The sequence below is a fragment of the Mesorhizobium sp. WSM4833 genome, assembly GCF_055811095.1.
In genome coordinates this window covers 59,556-78,322 of record NZ_JBVVQG010000022.1, presented here as the reverse complement: position 1 = coordinate 78,322, position 18,767 = coordinate 59,556, and the positions used below count along the sequence as shown (strand labels likewise).

At 61.3% G+C, this 18,767-nt stretch carries 21 protein-coding genes; 11 read left to right on the top strand and 10 right to left on the bottom strand.

Going from position 1 to position 18,767, the window contains the following annotated elements:
• Window positions 1–253: 253 nt before the first annotated feature.
• Window positions 254–1,801 (top strand): helicase HerA-like C-terminal domain-containing protein, encoded by a 1,548-nt coding sequence (locus AC0L2D_RS29635; protein WP_013532671.1) that lies wholly within the window; start codon window positions 254–256, stop codon window positions 1,799–1,801.
• A 32-nt stretch (window positions 1,802–1,833) separates the two neighbouring features.
• Here AC0L2D_RS29635 and AC0L2D_RS29630 read toward each other — a convergent pair whose 3' ends face one another.
• Window positions 1,834–2,658 (bottom strand): L,D-transpeptidase, encoded by an 825-nt coding sequence (locus AC0L2D_RS29630; RefSeq protein ID WP_013532670.1) that lies wholly within the window; start codon window positions 2,656–2,658, stop codon window positions 1,834–1,836.
• A gap of 170 nt (window positions 2,659–2,828) precedes the next feature.
• Window positions 2,829–3,491 (bottom strand): haloacid dehalogenase type II, encoded by a 663-nt coding sequence (locus AC0L2D_RS29625; RefSeq protein ID WP_473543707.1) that lies wholly within the window; start codon window positions 3,489–3,491, stop codon window positions 2,829–2,831.
• Window positions 3,492–3,648: 157 nt separating this feature from the next.
• Here AC0L2D_RS29625 and AC0L2D_RS29620 point away from each other — a divergent pair, with 157 nt between their 5' ends.
• The 4 genes from AC0L2D_RS29620 (at window position 3,649) to AC0L2D_RS29605 (ending at window position 6,787) form a co-directional block, all read left to right on the top strand.
• Window positions 3,649–4,527 carry a branched-chain amino acid aminotransferase gene (locus tag AC0L2D_RS29620; RefSeq protein ID WP_473543705.1) on the top strand — a complete coding sequence of 293 codons (879 nt, stop codon included), beginning with the start codon at window positions 3,649–3,651 and terminating at the stop codon, window positions 4,525–4,527.
• A 106-nt stretch (window positions 4,528–4,633) separates the two neighbouring features.
• Window positions 4,634–5,233 carry a superoxide dismutase gene (locus tag AC0L2D_RS29615; RefSeq protein WP_013532667.1) on the top strand — a complete coding sequence of 200 codons (600 nt, stop codon included), beginning with the start codon at window positions 4,634–4,636 and terminating at the stop codon, window positions 5,231–5,233.
• Between the two features lie 156 nt (window positions 5,234–5,389).
• The gene (locus AC0L2D_RS29610; protein WP_027162990.1) at window positions 5,390–5,830 is read left to right on the top strand and encodes a c-type cytochrome; all 441 of its coding nucleotides are present in this window, start codon (window positions 5,390–5,392) and stop codon (window positions 5,828–5,830) included.
• Window positions 5,831–5,839: 9 nt separating this feature from the next.
• The gene (locus AC0L2D_RS29605; RefSeq protein ID WP_473543702.1) at window positions 5,840–6,787 is read left to right on the top strand and encodes a cytochrome c; all 948 of its coding nucleotides are present in this window, start codon (window positions 5,840–5,842) and stop codon (window positions 6,785–6,787) included.
• A 1-nt stretch (window position 6,788) separates the two neighbouring features.
• Here AC0L2D_RS29605 and AC0L2D_RS29600 read toward each other — a convergent pair whose 3' ends face one another.
• The 3 genes from AC0L2D_RS29600 to AC0L2D_RS29590 form a co-directional block, all read right to left on the bottom strand.
• Window positions 6,789–7,196 carry an SET domain-containing protein gene (locus AC0L2D_RS29600; protein ID WP_224621034.1) on the bottom strand — a complete coding sequence of 136 codons (408 nt, stop codon included), beginning with the start codon at window positions 7,194–7,196 and terminating at the stop codon, window positions 6,789–6,791.
• Between the two features lie 156 nt (window positions 7,197–7,352).
• Window positions 7,353–7,979 (bottom strand): LysE family translocator, encoded by a 627-nt coding sequence (locus tag AC0L2D_RS29595; protein WP_224621033.1) that lies wholly within the window; start codon window positions 7,977–7,979, stop codon window positions 7,353–7,355.
• Window positions 7,976–10,099 (bottom strand): S9 family peptidase, encoded by a 2,124-nt coding sequence (locus AC0L2D_RS29590; RefSeq protein ID WP_224621031.1) that lies wholly within the window; start codon window positions 10,097–10,099, stop codon window positions 7,976–7,978. The genes AC0L2D_RS29595 and AC0L2D_RS29590 overlap by 4 nt, the downstream gene beginning before the upstream one ends.
• A gap of 180 nt (window positions 10,100–10,279) precedes the next feature.
• On the opposite strand from AC0L2D_RS29590, the gene AC0L2D_RS29585 reads away from it, so the two are divergent.
• Together AC0L2D_RS29585 and AC0L2D_RS29580 are read left to right on the top strand one after the other, a co-directional pair.
• On the top strand, window positions 10,280–10,648 hold the full coding sequence (locus tag AC0L2D_RS29585; RefSeq protein ID WP_013532661.1) for an SH3 domain-containing protein: 369 nt from the start codon (window positions 10,280–10,282) through the stop codon (window positions 10,646–10,648).
• Window positions 10,649–11,092: 444 nt separating this feature from the next.
• Entirely contained in the window at window positions 11,093–11,518 is a 426-nt protein-coding gene (locus AC0L2D_RS29580) for a Ros/MucR family transcriptional regulator (protein WP_013532660.1), read from the top strand.
• A 92-nt stretch (window positions 11,519–11,610) separates the two neighbouring features.
• Here the strand turns inward: AC0L2D_RS29580 and AC0L2D_RS29575 are convergent, their stop codons facing one another.
• The gene (locus tag AC0L2D_RS29575) at window positions 11,611–12,039 is read right to left on the bottom strand and encodes a SufE family protein (protein ID WP_027162984.1); all 429 of its coding nucleotides are present in this window, start codon (window positions 12,037–12,039) and stop codon (window positions 11,611–11,613) included.
• Between the two features lie 100 nt (window positions 12,040–12,139).
• The gene (locus AC0L2D_RS29570) at window positions 12,140–12,493 is read right to left on the bottom strand and encodes a DUF5330 domain-containing protein (protein WP_024505540.1); all 354 of its coding nucleotides are present in this window, start codon (window positions 12,491–12,493) and stop codon (window positions 12,140–12,142) included.
• 535 nt (window positions 12,494–13,028) lie between these two features.
• Here AC0L2D_RS29570 and AC0L2D_RS29565 point away from each other — a divergent pair.
• From AC0L2D_RS29565 to AC0L2D_RS29555, 3 genes are all read left to right on the top strand, one after another.
• Window positions 13,029–14,762 carry a sensor histidine kinase gene (locus AC0L2D_RS29565; protein WP_013532657.1) on the top strand — a complete coding sequence of 578 codons (1,734 nt, stop codon included), beginning with the start codon at window positions 13,029–13,031 and terminating at the stop codon, window positions 14,760–14,762.
• Window positions 14,737–15,534, top strand: coding sequence for a peptidoglycan-binding domain-containing protein (locus tag AC0L2D_RS29560; protein ID WP_013532656.1), 798 nt, complete (start codon window positions 14,737–14,739; stop codon window positions 15,532–15,534). Before AC0L2D_RS29565 ends, AC0L2D_RS29560 begins: the two co-directional genes overlap by 26 nt.
• 69 nt (window positions 15,535–15,603) lie before the next feature.
• Window positions 15,604–15,951, top strand: a complete 348-nt coding sequence (locus AC0L2D_RS29555) for a DUF1491 family protein (RefSeq protein ID WP_013532655.1) — start codon at window positions 15,604–15,606, stop codon at window positions 15,949–15,951.
• Here the strand turns inward: AC0L2D_RS29555 and AC0L2D_RS29550 are convergent.
• Window positions 15,929–16,963, bottom strand: a complete 1,035-nt coding sequence (locus tag AC0L2D_RS29550; RefSeq protein WP_224621111.1) for a hypothetical protein — start codon at window positions 16,961–16,963, stop codon at window positions 15,929–15,931. The genes AC0L2D_RS29555 and AC0L2D_RS29550 overlap by 23 nt on opposite strands.
• Before the next feature lie 187 nt (window positions 16,964–17,150).
• On the opposite strand from AC0L2D_RS29550, the gene AC0L2D_RS29545 reads away from it, so the two are divergent.
• On the top strand, window positions 17,151–17,339 hold the full coding sequence (locus tag AC0L2D_RS29545; RefSeq protein ID WP_013532653.1) for a hypothetical protein: 189 nt from the start codon (window positions 17,151–17,153) through the stop codon (window positions 17,337–17,339).
• 139 nt (window positions 17,340–17,478) lie between these two features.
• Here the strand turns inward: AC0L2D_RS29545 and AC0L2D_RS29540 are convergent, their stop codons facing one another.
• Window positions 17,479–18,048 carry a DUF1254 domain-containing protein gene (locus AC0L2D_RS29540; RefSeq protein WP_224621027.1) on the bottom strand — a complete coding sequence of 190 codons (570 nt, stop codon included), beginning with the start codon at window positions 18,046–18,048 and terminating at the stop codon, window positions 17,479–17,481.
• Window positions 18,041–18,625, bottom strand: coding sequence for a DUF1214 domain-containing protein (locus AC0L2D_RS29535; RefSeq protein ID WP_224621026.1), 585 nt, complete (start codon window positions 18,623–18,625; stop codon window positions 18,041–18,043). The genes AC0L2D_RS29540 and AC0L2D_RS29535 overlap by 8 nt, the downstream gene beginning before the upstream one ends.
• Between the last annotated feature and the right edge of the window lie 142 nt (window positions 18,626–18,767).

Sequence of the window (18,767 nt, the reverse complement as noted above, 5' to 3'; positions counted from 1 at the left end):
CCGGTCCGATATCGCAATGCAATGCGCTTTCAGAGACCGGATTCGATCCATCAGATATAGGTCAGTCCGCGTGGACGACGATTGCCAAACAGCGGCAAAATCCGCAAGCTCCAAAAACCCGATCTGAACGATGGGGCCGATTTGGACGAATGGCCCCGATTTGGACGAATGGCATTGTCGCTGTGCAATGGCCTCACTATACCTGCGGCAAGGCCACTGGCTTTAGACACATCAGTTTGCGGAGACCGGACATATGGCTGACGAGACCAGTATTTTCATCGGCGCCAGCCGAAAGCCCGACGACAGCTATCAGCGTGCCGAGCAGTTGTTGCTGCGATATGGGAATCGTCACGGCCTGGTGACCGGCGCCACCGGCACCGGCAAGACCGTCACCTTGCAGATCCTGGCCGAAGGATTTTCCAACGCCGGCGTGCCGGTGTTCTGCGCGGACATCAAGGGTGATCTGTCGGGCATCGCGATGATGGGCACGGCACAGGATTTCCTCGTCAAGCGGGCCGAACAGGTCAAGCTCGATCCGTATGACTTCCAGGAATTTCCCGTTATCTTCTGGGACTTGTTCGGCGAGCAGGGTCATCCGATCCGCGCCACGGTCTCGGAAATGGGGCCGTTGTTGCTGTCGCGCCTGATGAACCTGACCGAGGCGCAGGAAGGCATCATGAACATCGCCTTCCGCCTGGCGGATGAGGAAGGTCTGCTGCTGCTCGACATGAAGGACCTGCAGGCGCTGCTCGCCAACATCGCCGAGCGCGCCGACGAGATCGGCTCACGCTATGGCAACGTGACGAAGCCATCGGTCGGGGCTATTCAGCGCACGCTGCTGGTCCTCGAACAGCAGGGGGCCGCAAACTTCTTCGGCGAACCGGCACTGCGTATCGCCGATATCATGCGCACCACCCGCGACGGACGCGGCGCCATCAGCGTGCTTGCCGCCGACAAGCTGATGATGAATCCGCGGCTCTACGCGACCTTCCTGCTATGGCTGATGTCGGAGCTGTTCGAGGTGCTGCCGGAAGTTGGCGACCCCGACAAGCCGAAGCTGGTGTTCTTCTTCGACGAGGCCCATCTTCTGTTCGACGAAGCACCCAAGGTGCTCATCGATCGCGTCGAACAGGTCGTCCGACTGATCCGCTCGAAAGGCGTCGGCGTCTATTTCGTCACCCAGAACCCTTTGGATATCCCTGAAAAAGTCCTGGCCCAGCTCGGCAATCGCGTCCAGCACGCGCTGCGCGCCTATACACCGCGCGAGCAGCAGGCAGTCCGGACGGCGGCCGAAACGTTCCGGCCAAATCCCGATTTCGACTGCATGACCGCCATTACACAGCTTGCCACTGGCGAGGCGCTGGTCTCGACGTTGGAAGCCAAGGGTGTTCCGTCCATGGTGCAGCGGACACTGATCCGCCCGCCATCCTCGCGGCTTGGGCCCATAACGGCCGCTGAGCGGCAAAAGCTGATCCAAGAAAGCCCGGTCGCCGGCCAGTACGATCAGGCCGTCGATCGCGAATCGGCTTTCGAAATGCTGCAGAAAAAGGCCAAGGACGCGCAGGATGCCGAAGAGCAGGCCCAGCAGGCCGGCAGCGGCGGCTCGCGCTGGACCATTCCGGGCTTCGGCAATGACGATCCCGCGCCGCAATCCGGTGGCAGGCGCACATCTGCACCGCGCCCGTCCAACCGCCAGACGGTCGCAGAGGCGGCGATCAAGTCGGTGGTGCGCTCGGTCGGCTCCTCGGTCGGTCGGGCAATCGTGCGCGGCATTCTGGGGAGCTTGTCGCGCGGGCGGTGACTGGAGGCAGCGGGCGCCGCTGCCTAGTCAGCTCAGAAAATCGAATTCGTGATCGCCTTGACCGGTCCAAGCAGCACCGAACCGTCCGGCACGCCGGCATCGATCGGGATCGCCTGTCGGTTGGCCGTCGCCACCATGGGTTGGCTGGCGTCGCTGGTCACGATGACCGGCGTCTTCGAGGGCACGCGATCATAGAGGTCGATAATGTCCTGGTTCATCAGACGCACGCAGCCTGACGACACCGACTTGCCGATCGAGCGCCACTCCGGCGAGCCGTGCAGACGGTAGAGCGTGTCGACATTGCCCTGGAACAGATAGAGCGCGCGTGCACCGAGCGGGTTCTTCAGGCCGCCGGGCATGCCGCCATTGTCGGCGCTGTAGGGTTTCAGTTCCGGCTGGCGGGCTATCATTTCGTCCGGCGGCGTCCATTTTGGCCATTTCTGCTTCCACTGAACGACGGCGTCGCCGGACCATTCGAAGCCGGCGCGGCCAAGGCCGACACCGTAGCGTATAGCCTGACCGCCTGGACGAACCAGATAAAGGAAGTGGCCGGTCGTATCGACGACTATGGTTCCCGGCTTCTGTCCCGTCGGGTCGGGAACGATCTGACGCAGGAATTGCGGATCGATCTTGTCGACTGGGATGGCCGGCAAATCGAAGCCGCCGTCGCTGACTGCTGCATACATCGTCACATAGTCCGCCAGAGGCGGCTCGACATAGGTTGGTGGCGGCGGCTCGACCGGACCCGGCCCGGTGGTGGCGCATGCGGAAACCGCGATCGAAGCGGCGCCCAGGGCTGCGGCATTGAGAAAGCCGCGACGGCTCAGGCGAAAAGATTCGATTTCGGTTATGGACATGGTTGCCTTCTTTAAGTCTCAAATCGCAACAAAGCGTGAATTCGCCGACAGTTACGCGGGTGCCTGACAACACCTGGGGCGATAGGCGGTTCCGATTCTGGCCCGAACGTGGGCAAAGAAAGGCGAAGCTGTGACCAGGCTGCTACTGTGGCGCCAGAGACACAGGTCTCTTAGCTGCCGGGCACAAGGGCTTCGAGCGACGGCAGGATCAGGGCCGGTGGGAAGTCCCGGTATTCTTCGGGCTGGTTGGAGCGGTTGATCCACACCGTGCGAAAGCCGAATTTGGTGGCGCCTGCAATGTCCCAGCGATTGGACGACTGGAAGGAAACCGCGCCGGGGTAGAGGCGCCAGCCGGTGGCGACCATGTCGTAGACCGCCGGATCGGTCTTGAAGCGCCGCACCGTATCGACGGAATAGATATCGTCCAGAACCTGGTCAAGCGCGGCGGATTTGACCGCCGCCTGCAGCATTTCGGGCGAGCCGTTGGACAGGATCGCCAGCCTCGCTCCCGAAGCCTTGAGCGCCTTGAGCACGGCCGGCACTTCCGGATAGCAATCGAGCCGCCAATAGGCATCCAGCAATATCGCCTTGAGACCGGCGTCGGCCGAGGGAACCTTGCGCAAGGCGAAATCGAGCGCCTGTTCGGTCAGTTGCCAGAAATCGGCATAGGCGCCCATCAGCGTGCGCACCCAGGAATATTCGAGCTGTTTGGCGCGCCAGATCTCGGACAGCAATTGGCCGTCCGGCCCGATCCGGTCGGCATGACGGCGTACGGCGGCATGCACGTCGAACAGCGTGCCATAGGCGTCGAAGACATAGGCGGTGTATTGCATGACAGCAGTTTTGAGGGCAGGCGCGACAAGGTGCAAGCTTTGATTGCATTGCGCCCCGGCACTGGCCTCAACAAAACTCCATGATGCCGGTTGACGGCGCCCGCCAAAGCATCTTCCAATGGCTGTCACACGAGACCGATTGAGACGGGACGAGATGATGACACTGGCGGCTGCGGCGCAATCCACGACATGGACTTTCGTCGACGGTGATTGGCACGAAGGCAACGTCGCCATTCTGGGGCCGCGCAGCCACGCCATGTGGCTCGGCACCAGCGTCTTTGACGGCGGCCGCTGGTTCGAAGGCGTGGCGCCGGATCTCGACTTCCACGCAGCCAGGGTGAATTCCTCGGCGATTGCGCTCGGCCTGAAGCCGAACATGAGCGCCGACAAGATCGTCGGGCTGACATGGGATGGGTTGAAGAAGTTCGACGGCAAGACGGCGGTCTATATCAGGCCGATGTACTGGGCCGAGCATGGCGGCTATATGGGCGTGCCGGCCGATCCCGCCTCGACGCGCTTTTGCCTTTGCCTCTATGAATCACCGATGATTCCGGCGACTGGCTTTTCGGTGACCGTGTCGCCGTTCCGGCGTCCGACCATTGAAACCATGCCGACCAACGCCAAGGCCGGCTGCCTTTACCCCAACAACGGTAGGGCCATTCTCGAAGCCAAGATGCGCGGATTCGACAACGCAATGGTGCTCGATATGCTGGGCAACGTCGCCGAGACCGGAACCTCGAACATCTTCCTGGTCAAGGACGGCCACGTCTTTACGCCTGCGCCGAACGGCACCTTCCTGTCCGGCATCACCCGCTCGCGCACGATAGCGCTGCTCGGCGAATATGGCTTCAGGACCACGGAAAATACGCTGTCGGTGCGCGATTTCCTCGAAGCAGACGAAATTTTTTCGACCGGGAACCATTCCAAGGTGGTGCCGATCACGCGCATCGAGGATCGCAATCTGCAACCCGGGCCGGTGGCCAAAAAAGCGCGCGAACTCTATTGGGATTGGGCGCATTCGACTTCTGCTGTTTGAGCGGATAAAAAGGCGATCGACGCTTCATCCGGAGTTGTCCCAACCCATTCCAGACCTATCTTACTCCGGTATCGACACCGGATTTTTCCACGAGGGAGTACTATCCATGGCCTTTGAATTGCCCGCTCTGCCTTACGACTATGAGGCCTTGCAGCCTTACATGTCGAAAGAGACGCTGGAATATCACCACGACAAGCACCACAAGGCGTATGTCGATAACGGCAACAAACTCGCCGCCGAGGCCGGCTTGGGCGATCTGTCGGTCGAAGAGGTGGTCAAGCAGTCGTTCGGCAAGAATGCCGGCCTCTTCAACAATGCCGCCCAGCATTACAACCACATCCATTTCTGGAAGTGGATGAAGAAAGGCGGCGGCGGCAACAAGCTGCCGGGCGCCTTGCAGAAGGCAGTCGATAGCGATCTCGGCGGCTACGACAAGTTCAAGGCCGACTTCATTGCCGCTGGCACGACACAGTTCGGCTCCGGCTGGGCCTGGGTCTCGGTCAAGGATGGCAAGCTGGCGATCTCCAAGACACCGAACGGCGAAAACCCGCTCGTCCATGGCGCGTCGCCGATCCTCGGCGTCGATGTCTGGGAGCACTCCTACTACATCGACTACCGCAACGCCCGGCCGAAATATCTCGAGGCGTTCGTCGACAGCCTGATCAACTGGGACCATGTCCTGGAATTGTACGAAAAGGCGAAGTGATCGATTTCCAGAAGCCCCGGTATCACCCGGGGCTTTTCTTTTCTGCGTCCCGCAAGAGCAAAGGTCCGGCAAAAATCATCAGGGGGAAGGGAATTTTCCCTCTGTAGCATCCGTTGACGTCCTGTCCCGAAATGCCTTCATCATGGAGCCAATTGAATGAGAAAGCTTGTTATCGCCATCTCTGTGCTCGCACTCGCGGCTTCGGCGGCCTTTGCCGACCCGATCCTCGACCGGCAGGCACTGATGAAGGAACGTGGAAAGATCGTCGGCGGCCTGTCGAAAGTGGTCAAGGGCGAGGAGCCGTTTGATGCCGCCGCGGTGCTGACGGCGCTGCAGGCGCTGCATGCGAATGCCGAGAAAGTCGACGTAGACGCGCTGTTTCCGGCGGGCAGCGACACGGGCGGCGATACCACTGCGTCGCCGAAGATCTGGGAAGACATGGCCGGCTTCAAGGCCACCAACGCCAAATATGTCGCCGACGTCAAGGCCGCGGCCGCTGCCGCTCCTGCCGACGTTGATGCGTTGAAGGCGCAATTCGGCGCCATCGGCTCCGATTGCGGCACCTGCCACCAGACCTACCGGGTGAAAAAAGGCTGATAGCGGGCGATGTCCTGGCTAAAGAAACTCGTCGGCGCCATCGTCATCCTCGGCGGCGTCGGCGCGGTTGCCGGGTGGGTCGGGTCGGCGCCGGTGAGGCTCGACAGGGAGACCCTGGCCAAGCTCGGTCCTGGCGACGCAGCCAGGGGCAAGCGCATTTTTTATGCCGGCGGTTGTACATCCTGCCATGCAAAGCCGGGCTCACAGGGCGATGCGCGGCTTCAACTCGTGGGCGGTCTCGAGCTCAAGACGCCGTTCGGAACCTTCGTGCCGCCCAACATTTCGCAAGACGCCAAGGACGGCATCGGCGCATGGTCGGTCGAGGACCTCGCCAATGCCATGCTGAAGGGCGTGTCGCCTTCGGGCCGACACTTCTATCCGGCGTTTCCCTATGCGTCCTACGCGCGCATGAATCCGGCCGATATTGGCGATCTCTATGCCTTCCTCAAGACGCTGCCGGCCGTCGCCGGCAAGACGCCTGCAAATTCGCTCGGTTTTCCCTTCAACATTCGTCGCGGCATCGGCCTGTGGAAATTGCTCTATCTTAGCGACCAGCCGGTCGTTCCATTTCCCGCTGGCACGCCCGATCCGGTCATGGCCGGCCGCTATCTGGTCGAGGGGCCGGGCCATTGCGGCGAATGCCACACGCCGCGCGACCTCGCAGGTGGTACGAAAAAGAACGTGTGGCTGGCCGGTGCGGTGGCTGCCGAAGGCAGCGGCGTCGTGCCGAACATCACATCGGGCGAGGGCGGTATAGGCGATTGGTCGGAAGCCGACATCGTCAACTACCTCGAAACCGGCTTCACGCCCGATTTTGATTCCGTCGGCGGCGCCATGGTCGACGTGCAGCGAAACATGGCCGAGCTGGCGCCGCAGGACCGTGCTGCCATCGCCGCCTATCTCAAGGCGATACCCGCGCATCCAAACGGCTATCCGGCCCGCAAGAGGGCGAACTAGTCTAGACCGAGTCTGCGGATGACAGGTGGCGGTCACCGAGAAAATCGAAGCCCGTTTCGAAGAAATGGTTGTAGTTGCAGGTCAACTCTTCGCCAGGCGCGATGTCGCGCAGCGCAAAACTCTCCTCGGGTGAGGAGACGTCGCAATTAGGCTCGTCGGCATGGTTCATGTAGCGCGCGTCGTCGGCTTCGAAGACGATGTAGTTCGGATCGCGGCGGTCAGGATAGGAGTAGCGGTCGAGATAGCTCTTCACCGGGCCGGCCGCCCGCTCATAAGTCTCGACCTCGATGAGCCGATCGAACCTTGGGTCTAACTTCCAGATCAGAGTACCGCGAGGAATGTGGTTCTTGGCAAAGACGCCGATTCCCTGGATGGGTGATTTGTCGAGATAGACGTCGACGAGCAGCATAATGAACCTTTACGCGATTGGAGGCTGTCAGGCCGGAAAAGCCGCGCACTGGGTAGCGCGCGGTCGTCGCAATTGCGAGTGAAAATGAGCGACGGGAGCTTCAAAAAGTCCTGACACCCAGCCCTCTGGAAAGGGTGCGTCGATTATCGTCCAGAGTCAGCGTTGCTGCAGCGCCAGACGGACGCCCAAAGCGCAGTAGATGCCGCCGACAACTTTGCCCTGCAATCGCAACACCGACGGATTTCGGCGCAGGAACGTGCCGAGCCGGCCAGCGCTCACGGCAAAGACGACCGTGCTGAAAAGGCCCAGTATGACGAAGATGACCCCCAACACGGTCATCTGAAGCATCACCGATCCGTTTTCAGGCCGCACGAACTGAGGCAGAAAAGCGAGGAAGAACAGAGCGGTCTTGGGGTTGAGCACTTCGGTCAGGACAGCCTGTCGAAACGCCTTGCCGGCGGAGATTGCGAGCGCACCGGCCGCCGGGTTGGCCGGTGTTTTCTCGATGATCGCGCGAATGCCGAGATAAACCAGGTAGGCCGCGCCGATGTACTTGATGACGCTGAACAGCGTCGCCGACGCGGCGATGATCGCCGAGATGCCGATCATGGCCATGACGGTATGAAAGACGTCGCCGGCAGCGATCCCGGCGCCCGTCGCGATGCCGACCTTGGTTCCGGAACTCGTTGCCCGGGCGATCGTCAGCAGGGTGGCGGGGCCTGGAATGAAGACGAAGCCGAGCACGACCGCGATGTAGGCGATCAGGGTGGTCAGGTCGATCATTGGTTGGTTGCTCCCGTAAGCTGCGCCTTGCCCATCACTTTCAGCGCGAAGGAATAGGTGTAGGCGATCTCTTCCAGCCGCGAAAACCGGCCGGAAGCGCCGGCATGGCCGGAATCCATGTTGATCTTGAACAGAACCGGATTGTCGCCGCTCTTGCGGTCGCGCAGCCGGGCCACCCATTTGGCCGGTTCCCAATAGGTGACGCGCGGATCGGTGAGACCGGCCAGCGCCAGGATCGGCGGATAGTCGTGATCAGAGACATTGTCATAGGGCGAATAGGCAGCGATCGTCCGATAGTCGTCGGCGGACGCGATCGGGTTGCCCCATTCGGGCCATTCCGGCGGCGTCAGTGGCAGGGTCGCATCGAGCATGGTGGTGAGCACATCGACGAAAGGAACCTCGGCGACGACGCCGCCAAAACAATCCGGCGCCATGTTGGCGACGGCACCCATCAGCATGCCGCCGGCCGAACCGCCTTGCGCGACGATACGGTCATGCGCCGTGTAACGCTCCGTGACCAGATGGCGCGCGACGGCGATGAAATCGGTGAACGTGTTCATCTTGTTCTCCCGCTTGCCGTCATCGTACCAGCCATAGCCCTTGTCCTTGCCGCCGCGAACGTGAGCAATGGCGAAGACAAAGCCGCGGTCGACCAGCGAGAACCAGTTGGTGTTGAAGGCGGCCGGCACGGTGATGCCATAGGAGCCGTAGCCGTAAAGCAGGCAAGGTGCGGATCCGTCCAGCGGCGTGTCGCGATGATGCAAAAGCGAGATCGGCACCAGTTCGCCATCGCTGGCCGGCGCCATCAGCCGCCGCGTGACATAATGGTCCGCATCATGGCCGGACGGCACTTCCTGGGCCTTCAGCAGCACCCGCTCGCGGGTGCGCATGTTATAGTCGAACACCTGCGCGGGCGTCGTCATCGACGAGTAGGAAAAGCGCATGATCTCGGTGTCGTACTCATAGGAACCCGACAGGCCGAGCGAGAAGGCCTCCTCATCGAGGGACAGAAGATGCTCCTCGCCGCTGATACGGTCGCGCACCACAATGCGCGGCAGGCCTTCCTTGCGTTCGAGCCGGACCATGTGGTCCCTGAAGCCGATCACCGACAGGATCAGCCGGCCGGGCTCGTGCGGCACCAGTTCCTGCCAGTTGGCGCGCACGGGATCGCTCGCCGGCGCCGTCATGATCTTGAAGTCCTTGGCGCCGTCGGCATTGGTCAGGATGAAGAAGATATCGCCGCCTTCTTCCAGCTCGTATTGAAGGCCAACCTCGCGCGGCGACACCAGTTTCGGTTCGGCAGACGGATCGTCGGCGCGCATCAGGCGGTATTCCGAAGTCTCGTGATCGTTGATGCCGATCATGATCCATTCGTTGTTGCGGGTGCCGTCGACATTCATGAAGAAGCCGGGATCGGTTTCCTCATAGATCAGCCGGTCGCTGTCCGGGCTGTCGCCCAGCGCATGGAACAGTACCTTGGACGGGCGATGGTTGGGATCGAGACGCGTGTAGAAGAAGCCGTCATTGCCTGCGTTCCAGACGCCTGAACCGCCGGTGTCGGGGATCTGGTCGGCAAGCTCTTTGCCATCGGCAAGGTCACGCACGCGAAGCGTGTAGAATTCGGAGCCCTTGTCGTCGAATGCCCATAGCAGCTTGGCGTGGTCGGCCGAATGGTCCACACCGCCAAGACGGAAATAGGCCTTGCCCGCGGCCTCCGCATCGCCATCGAGCAGGATATGCTCGGCGCCGCCGTCGCGCGACATGCGGAAATAGCGCGGCTGCTCGCCACCAAGTTTAAAGGACGAGCCGTAGGCATAGGGCCCATCCTTCATCGGCACGGAAGAATCGTCTTCCTTGATACGGCCCTTCATCTCCTTGAAAAGCTGCTTTTGCAGTTCGACCGTATCGGCCATCAGCTTCGACTGGTAGGCATTCTCCGCCTCGAGTTCTGCGCGGATCCCCGCATCGAGCAATGACGGGTCGCGGAACATCTCCTGCCAGTTATCGGCCCGCAGCCAGGCATAGTCGTCGGTTCGCGTGATGCCGTGATGCGTGTCGGAAACCGGCCGCTTCTCGGGCGTTGGCGGGCTGACGATCGGAAATATGGATGTCTTTGTCATTGCGTCTCGCTTTGCCAGTATCTTCAATGGGCCAGTATCTTCAATGGGCCAGTATCTTGAAGGGCCATCTCGAATGGAGAAATATCTTGAATGGCAAATGAACACGCCGATCAGGGCAGGTTCAAGAGCCGGAGCGTATGGGTTGTGTCGGCTCCAGGAGATGAGCCGGGAGGAGAGATGATGACTATTTGGTCTCGGACTGCTGCGGCTTTCGCCGTTGCTTCGCTAACTCTGGGCTTTGCCGGCCAGTCTCATGCGACCGTATTCGCGGCTTGGCAAGTGGCCAATGTCCCGTTCGGCGACACGCTCAATGTACGCAAATACCCTTCGGGCACATCCCAAAAGCAGGCGGGATATCCGAACGGTACCGTTCTGCAGATGACCGGGCGATGCACCGGCGGAATAAACCTGCTCGACATCGCCAACCAGCCGGCATGGAAGCAGGCACAAAAGATTCGCTATCGCTGGTGCGAAGTCTGGCATGATCCGGTCCAGAACGGCAATTTCGTCACCGGCTGGGCCTATGGCAAATACATCATCCCGCATTGATTGACGCGGCAGCAATCAGCCGATCGGTCGGATGACTGGCATGTCGCCTGATTGCTTGTGTATGACCACGGCAACCTGTGGTTTTGTGGGCAAATGCGAACAACCAATATTTCTCGAGCGATAGCCAAGCAAGATCAAACATTAAAACCCGTTTCGTGAGTTGCCACGAATGTAACGGCGATCTGACGTTGCGTCAGCTGCCGCCGACGGGAACGCGAAATATCGATAAATTACACAATGCACGAAAGATTGAAGCTGATCGCGGAACATTTGATCAATATCGTTCAATATAGCGCGAGGGGTGAATTGACTTACTTGGTCTGCACGCCCATTGATGTGCCCGCGACACGAATCGTAGAAACTCTACCTGCACAAAATTCGTGCGATGCCCTGCTTGTAAAAAAGGGCGCAGATCGATGTAACTCTTGTTGGGGACCGAAGACCATGGATATTGTCGAAACACCTTCCAGAAACAGCGATGCGCTGATCGAATTGACCGCCGATGTGGTGGCCGCCTATGTCAGCAACAATCCCGTGCCGGTCGGCGAACTGCCGAACCTGATATCCGATGTCCATGCCGCACTCGGGCGTGTGGGCGGAACCGCCGAACAGCCGCCTGCCGACAAGCAGAAGCCGGCGGTCAACCCGAAGCGGTCGGTTCATGACGACTACATCGTCTGCCTTGAAGACGGCAAGAAGTTCAAGTCGCTGAAGCGCCACCTGATGACCCACTATGACCTGACGCCGGACCAGTATCGCGAAAAGTGGAACCTCGACCCGACCTATCCGATGGTTGCACCCAACTATGCAGCTGCCCGGTCCCAGCTCGCCAAGAAGATGGGTCTCGGCCGCAAGCGCAAAGCGCGGTAATCGCTGCCAGCCAGATCGGATCGACATCAACGGCGCCTTCAGGCGCCGTTTGATTTTTGCGAGCCGCGACGCGCGGATCGGGTCGGGAAGCGTCAGGCGGTCTGCTTCAGCGCTGCCTCGGCGTCGCGCTTGATGCGCTTGACCATCGAGCGAAGGCCGTTGGCGCGCTGCGGCGACAGATGTTCGTCGAGGCCGAGTTCTTTCAATGTCGCTTCCGCATCGGTCTTCTGGATTTCGCTGGCGGTCCTGCCGGAAAACAGCGCCAGCATGATCGCGACCAGCCCACGCACGATATGAGCGTCCGAATCGCCGGTGAAGGTGATGACAGGATCGGCTCCAGCTCCGCGTTCAGTGGTCAGCCAGACCTGGCTGACGCATCCCGGCACCTTGTTGGCGGGGCTGCGCTGCTCGTCCGGAAACGGCGGCAACGCCTCGCCGAGTTCGATGACATAGCGATAGCGGTCTTCCCATTCCTCGAGGAACGAGAAGTCGTCGCGGATCGTCTGGATCGTGGTGGTCATGTCTGGGATATAGTCACGCGGCGGCTCCGCGTCACGGAAAAAACAAGGACACCGCGGGCGTCGAGAGGGCAGACAGTCCGCGGTGCGCCGTCGAAACGGCTTAATTCTGAGGCGGCAGGTTGACGGTCTCGGGCAAGACGATTCCTTCGGGCAGGCTGCCGGTCATCGTCGACGTGTCGGGGCCGGCGGCGGACTTGTCGTCCATCATCGCTGCCGCGATCTTGGCGGTCTCCTTGGCGCGGGCGGTAATGGTGTGCATCGCCGACTTGCCGGTCTCGCAGACATCGGGTTTGCGTTCGCAAATGCCGGCGATATCGCCAACCGCTTCGCGTGCCGCAAACAAGGCCTGGATCGGTCCGACGCTTTCATGCCCCGCTTCATCGGGGCCGACACTCAATGGCAGCGCCAGCAGCACCAGCGAAAACCAGAAAGCCATTCTTATGAGGAAGACCATGCCCTTGCCCTCTCGTCGTGACCGGATCATGCATCCATATGGCATGACCTCTTTTGTAGGCAGGATTTTGGCACACAGGCGCAAAGGACGGCTTGCGGGCAAAGAGAGAATTTTCCTCAAATTTTAGGCAAATTCGAAACGAACCGTTCTGCAATCGACTTGTCTCAAATCCGAGCAATTTTCCTTAACAACAAATAACCATATATCCCCATGATTTCCCTGTGTTTTTCTTGAAATAGGGAAGTCCAGGTGCCGAGTGCGCCCGGCCGATGGGTGCAGTCGGCGGATAACTCTCCGTTTACTATGGCTGCATTTGTCCGTGCTTTCGGCCGCCGGCATCCCGATATTTGCCGCAGGCCGGGCCCTGGTCGGCCCTGCCTTATCCATTCCTTAAACGCTGGATGCGAGTTTCAAAGCCAACCAGAACCATCTGCAAAGCAGAGCTGTCCACGACAAGTGCGAGTGCGTTGAGTTGAGTTCAATCAAGGCCAGATACGTTGAATTGCCTGGCGCGATTTCGGCCGGTTGCGAACGTATGGTCCATCCGTCCATCCTTGGGCGGAGCGACCGCGAGCGCCAGCGCCGCTTTATCGGCGTCATGCTCGCCGCTCCTTTCTTTGTCGCCGGTGCCGCGGTCACGCTGGTTACTTCAGGCATGGGCGTCGCCGTCACCATGGCCGCCATCTTCGCCGCCTTTGGCCTGTGCTGGTTCGTCGCCTTGCTGGTAGCGGCGACCGGCAAGATGGCGATAGCGAGTTGGGTCGCCCTGGTGCTGGCCGGCATTTCTCTCGGCAGTCTCATTGCCGCCGCGGGCGGGCTGAGTTCGCCTGTCGCCATGCTTGTCGTGGCGCTGCCTTTTGAAGCCTGGTGGATCGGCGCTTCGCGGCGCGCGGCACTGTGGGGAGCCGTGTCGGCCGCTGTAGCCATCTTGGCTCAGCCTTTGGCTGGAACCGTATTCCCGTTCGCAGGAGCGCAGATCGCGGCGTGGCACTGGTTGGTGCCGTTGGCCTGGACGCTCACACTGATCCCGCGCGCATCGGCATTTCAAAACACGGCCGATGCGGCTGATGTGCTCGACACTGCCGACCGGCTCGAAGACATCATCGATGCGGTGGTCTTGCGCGTCGCCCGTCATGGCGAGGTCCTGGACGCGTCGCCAAAAGCGCGCACGCTTTTGAAACTGCCGCCCGAACTGCTGTCCGGAAACGGCCTCTTCGATCGCGTCCATCTGTCGGATCGCGTTTCCTATCTCAGCGCAATGGCCGACATGCGCGACGGCGCACTGTCGCGCCGGCTCGAATTGCGCATCCGGCTGCCTCAGAATGGCAATGGCCTGACGGCCGACAATTACCGGCCGTTCTCGCTTGATCTCGTGCGTGGTGAGGAACAGGGTGATGTCTTTACGTTCGTCCTGAGGCAGAATGACGAGATCGCCCGGTTGCGCGAGGATCTGGCGGCAGCCAATGAGGCGGCCGCGTCCGCCGAGGTGGCGAAGGGACGCTTCCTGGCGGTGGTCAGCCACGAACTGCGCACGCCGTTAAATGCCATTATCGGCTTCTCGGATATGCTGCTGCATGAGATGTTCGGCGCCTTCAAGGATCCGCGCCAGAAAGAATATGTCGGCTTGGTACGGGATTCGGGCCAGCATCTGCTCGCCGTCGTAACCTCGATACTCGACGTGTCCAGGATTGAATCGGGCGTCTATGCGACCGAACCCGAGCCGTTCCGGTTCGCGGAAGCGGTCGACATGTGCCAGTCGATGATGCAACTGCAGGCGCAGGCCAAGAACATCGATCTGCAGGCGCAGATCGCGCCGGACGCCGGCGACATCAATGCCGATCAGCGCGCCGTGCAGCAGATGCTCATCAACCTGGTCTCCAACGCGATCAAGTTCACTCCCGACGGCGGCGACGTCGTCGTCGGCGCCAAGCGGATCGGTTCGCGCCTGCATTTCTGGGTCAGGGACACCGGCATCGGCATCGCCGAGGAGGATTTCGCCAATCTCGGCAAGCCCTTCATGCAGATCCAGAACGACTATACGCGCCGTTTCGAGGGGACTGGTCTTGGCCTTTCACTGGTCAAGGGCCTGGTGGCGCTGCACGAGGGCACGATGTCCATCGAAAGCATGCCAGGCGAGGGCACCACGGTGACCATCAGCCTGCCGGTGAACGGACCGAAGGGACATCAGGCGGAGAAGACCGGCGTGCTGACCATGCCTGTGGCGATGGCGAAAGGGGACAGAGATGGCTCGCTCCGCAAAACCGGCTAAGGCGGTCAAGCGCCGCAGCAATGCCTTTCAGGACGGCGCTGTCGCCGTCGGCGGCATGATCTCGCGCAATCCTGTCCTGGTGGGCGGCTCGACGGCGTTCCTGGTGACGCTGTTTTATGTCTCCGCAAATGCCTTGTGGTACCAACCTTTCCCGCATGCCGGCGCATTTTTTGCGACCCGCAGCATTGCGGGCTTTCCGCACGCGACGCCCGACGAACCGGAGACGACATTCAACATCGTGCGGCCATCCGGCGCGCCGGCACCGATCAAGGGCGATCCGGTTGTCGAGCAGGTGCAAGGCATATTGAAGGATCTCGATTTCTATTCCGGGACGGTCGACGGCATTTCCGGACCCAACACCCGCAAGGCCATCCAGGACTATCAGCAGAAGGTCGGGCTCAATACGTCCGGCGAGATCGACGCGCTTCTGCTCGATCAACTGGGCGCGACGCCGAAGACAGCTTCCGTCGTGCCCAGACCGCAGCCGCGCCCGGATATGCCGGCCGCCGTTCCGGTGTCTTTGCAGACAGGTTCGGGACAGACAAATTCCGGGCAGGCGGATGCCGCGACGCAAGCGCCCGATGCCCGCATCGTCAAGATCCAGGCCGGGCTCAAGGCGTTCGGCAATGACGACATGCAGCTGGATGGTGTCGTCGGCGCGCGCACGAAGGCGGCGATCAAGGAATTCCAGTCGCTGTTCGGGCTGCCGCAGACCGGCGAGCCCGATGAGATCGTCTACGTCAAGATGCGCGAGATCGGCCTGACCAACTGACGGCCGAAACGACGGCTCGCCGAGCGGCGGAAATATCGATAGAGAACCGGCAGTTTCGGGAGCTCTCTCATGCGCGTCACATCGGATCTGTGGGTTTCGGCCCTGTTGCGCCGGATTTTCGGCGCCGGTGGATTTGCCGCCGTGGTCAAGCGTGGCGCGACCGAGGCCGGCGCTGTGTTCGTGCTGGCGCGGGGCAGGCTGGGTGAGGTTGCCCTGTTCGGGCCGGCGCCGCAGACAAGCTATGATTCGGCCAAGCCCGACGACCGGTTTTTCACTCTGCTCGGAGCTGGTGACGATCCCGCGGTGCTCGAAGCCAGGCTGGAACGGGAGAAAAAATTCGATCCCGACATCTGGGTGGTCGAAATCGAGGCCGGTGCCGTGCCCGTCGAGGAGCTTATTTCCGTGAAGACGCCCTGAGGCCGGAAGAAGCCGCCGCATCGTCGCTGTTCGAAGCGGTGCGTGTATCGCTGTTGGCAGGTGCTGCGCCGCGAACCACCCTTGAAAGGATTTCCGCTCTCCACGACCGCATCTTGTCCTGGGCCGCCTCGCGATGCAGCAGCCGGTAGCGGTCGAGGAAAGTCCGGATAGCCTGCGGGTGCGGGAACTGGCTGGGATAGACGGCAACCGTGACCAGGAAGGCCCTGTCTTCGCTGAGGTCGAGCGAGCGCAAGGCGACAAGCAGCGAGGCATAATTCTGGTTGGCGGTGAGCGATCGCGCGATCTCGAAATCGATGTCGAGCGCATCGGCGAGCGCGGTCTGGAAGAACGCGGCGTTTCCCGTCAGCGCTGTCTCGCGCAATTTCATATAGGTGTCGGCGCCCTTGAAAGGCTCGGCGGTCGCTGTCTTCTCGTCGCCGGTGCGCATCATCGAGCGCAGCCTGCGCCGTGCATTCTCGGCCGCGATGCCGAGTGTCTGTTCCCGGGCTGGCTCGCCGGAGGCGGTATCCGCGCTCGCTGGCGCGATCTTGTCTGCCCCAGCGGCGTTCGCATCCGGGTCCGGCGCGCGCACCAGGGTTGGCCTCTCGAGGGCCCTGATCAGGTCAGCAATGGTCGGGTTCAAGCCCTTGCGGCGCGCAATGGCACGCGCATGCGGCAGGCCATGTCGCCCGATCAGGGCGATGAGATCGATGTCGCTGACGGCGCGTGAGCGGATGAGCAACGGCGCGGCAATGTCGACCGGTTCCTCGCAAAGACGGCGCACCAGGGCGGCGGGTGCGTATTCGCATTCGGAAAGGGCGGCTGCCACGTAACGGCGGGATTCGACGGACACGTCATTGAACAGCGGCAGCGTCAGGTCTTCGAGCTGGCCGATCTCGCGGCGTGAAGGGCGGGTGAGCGAGCAGAACGCCGACACCGCGGCGCGGAACAGCCTTTCGGCCTTTCCCGAGTCTTTTCGTACCGCGATTTGCCTGAAGTCCGAAGATGACACGAAGGATACGCCCGTACTCGACACAAGCTTGGCGCGCTCCACCGGGACTATGTCGGTTTCGCGAACGCCAAGAACAAAGATCAAGTTAGCGACGATCCGTTAGCGTTCCGTTAACCCTCTGCCGGCCTTAATGACATTTGGAGGCGTTGCGTTGTGCTCCGGGGAAACCGAGAGGAATGCGCGAACCATGGGCATGGTACTGTCTTTCGTGCCGCGTACGGCACCAAACACCAGAGCAAAGCAAACCGCCGAAATGCCGGCGGCGGTGATCATCTTTCCCGGCATCCGCTATGAGCGGTCGCATGCCGGCGAAGTGCGGCCGGTCGATCCCGACAAGACGGGGTCGCCAGGGACGAAGCCGGTCCCGCACCACTGAGTTTCGGCGGCCACGGACCTTTGGTCCGGGATAATGTCTAGTGCATGTCGCCCAAAAGTGACCTCGGTTTTGGAGAACGACATGCATGAAAACAAAGACCTAAACCGGGTCGTCTGAATCCGTTCAGACGCGACACGCTCTAGAAGTCCTGCAACTCACAGGAACTCTGTTCGAAGAAGCGCGACACGATCGGCTTCCAGCTGTCATCGGGGACGAAGGCACGGATGACGAAGATGCCTTCCTCGATCGGCGCTTCGACGAAGATCGCCCCCTGAAGATCCTCTGGAAGGTCCTTGCGCACGTCGATCATCTGCGCCGGCGTCAGCACCACGGCATCCAGAACGCCGCCGGTCGCTGTGTGGTCGTTGAAGGAATAGATGTTGTGGCCGCTGCGATCATAGACCGACACCGACCAGAACGGGACATGTCCAGGTGCCTTGACGCGGACCAAACCTTCGCCCAGGTCGAACCGGCACGCCGTTGCATAAAACAGCGGGTCGACGGATTTCACCACGGGCGCCCCACCGGCCTCGGCATCGAGCCGCGTCATCTTGTAGAGATCCGAAGCCATTGACAGCCGCGACCAGGCGTCGCGTTCGGAAAATTCAGGCACCAGAAGCAGCACGGCGATGTGCACGATGCCGGCGCCGAGCAGGCCGAGCAGGACGGCATGCAGAAGTCTGCGCATCGCCGCATAAAAACTACGCATTGCAGCCGACCTTGACGATCCGCGGCAGCGAGACGTCCGACAGGCCCGTGCTGCTGGCGATTGGCGTGTCGTAGAAGGTCAGCACGAAATACATCCTGCCGAACCCGTCTGTCAGCAGCCAATTGCCGGGCATCGGGTGATGGCCGGCGGAAATGATCACCGAATTGTCGGGCTGGCGCACCACCCCGTAGGATTGCAGCGCCGCCAGCCGTGATTTGCCGGTCTCGACCACGCTGAGCGACTGGTCGGCGGCGTAGAACGTCCAGAACCGCGCCGTTGGAAATCCGCCCTCGATGGTGTAGGTGCATTCGCGCTTGAGCTCGGCGCCGCCCGTGTCTCGCTCGGCGACGAAGGACAGCCCCTCGGCACGGCCGAGTGCAAGCACGCCCTCGCGCGCCACGCGAGCCTTGGAATAAGGATCGGCGGACGGCGTGCCGATATCGGGAAAGGCTGTCCATTGACCGATCCGGATGGCGCCGACGCCATCCTGGACTTTCAGCGCATACCAGACGCTGCCGCCACCGCCGATGATGGCTATGGCAAGCGAAAGCAACGTCAGGAAGGCAGTTTTGAGCATGAAGGGCCGGGGACACCGAAGAGTTGCCGCTCGGGGATATCGCGGCGCAGGGCCTTGTGGCAAGCGGGCCGATGTAGAATTGCAGCCGCCTCTTCCTTCCCCCCGCGGGAGACGGTGGCCGAGCGAAGCTCGGTCGGATGAG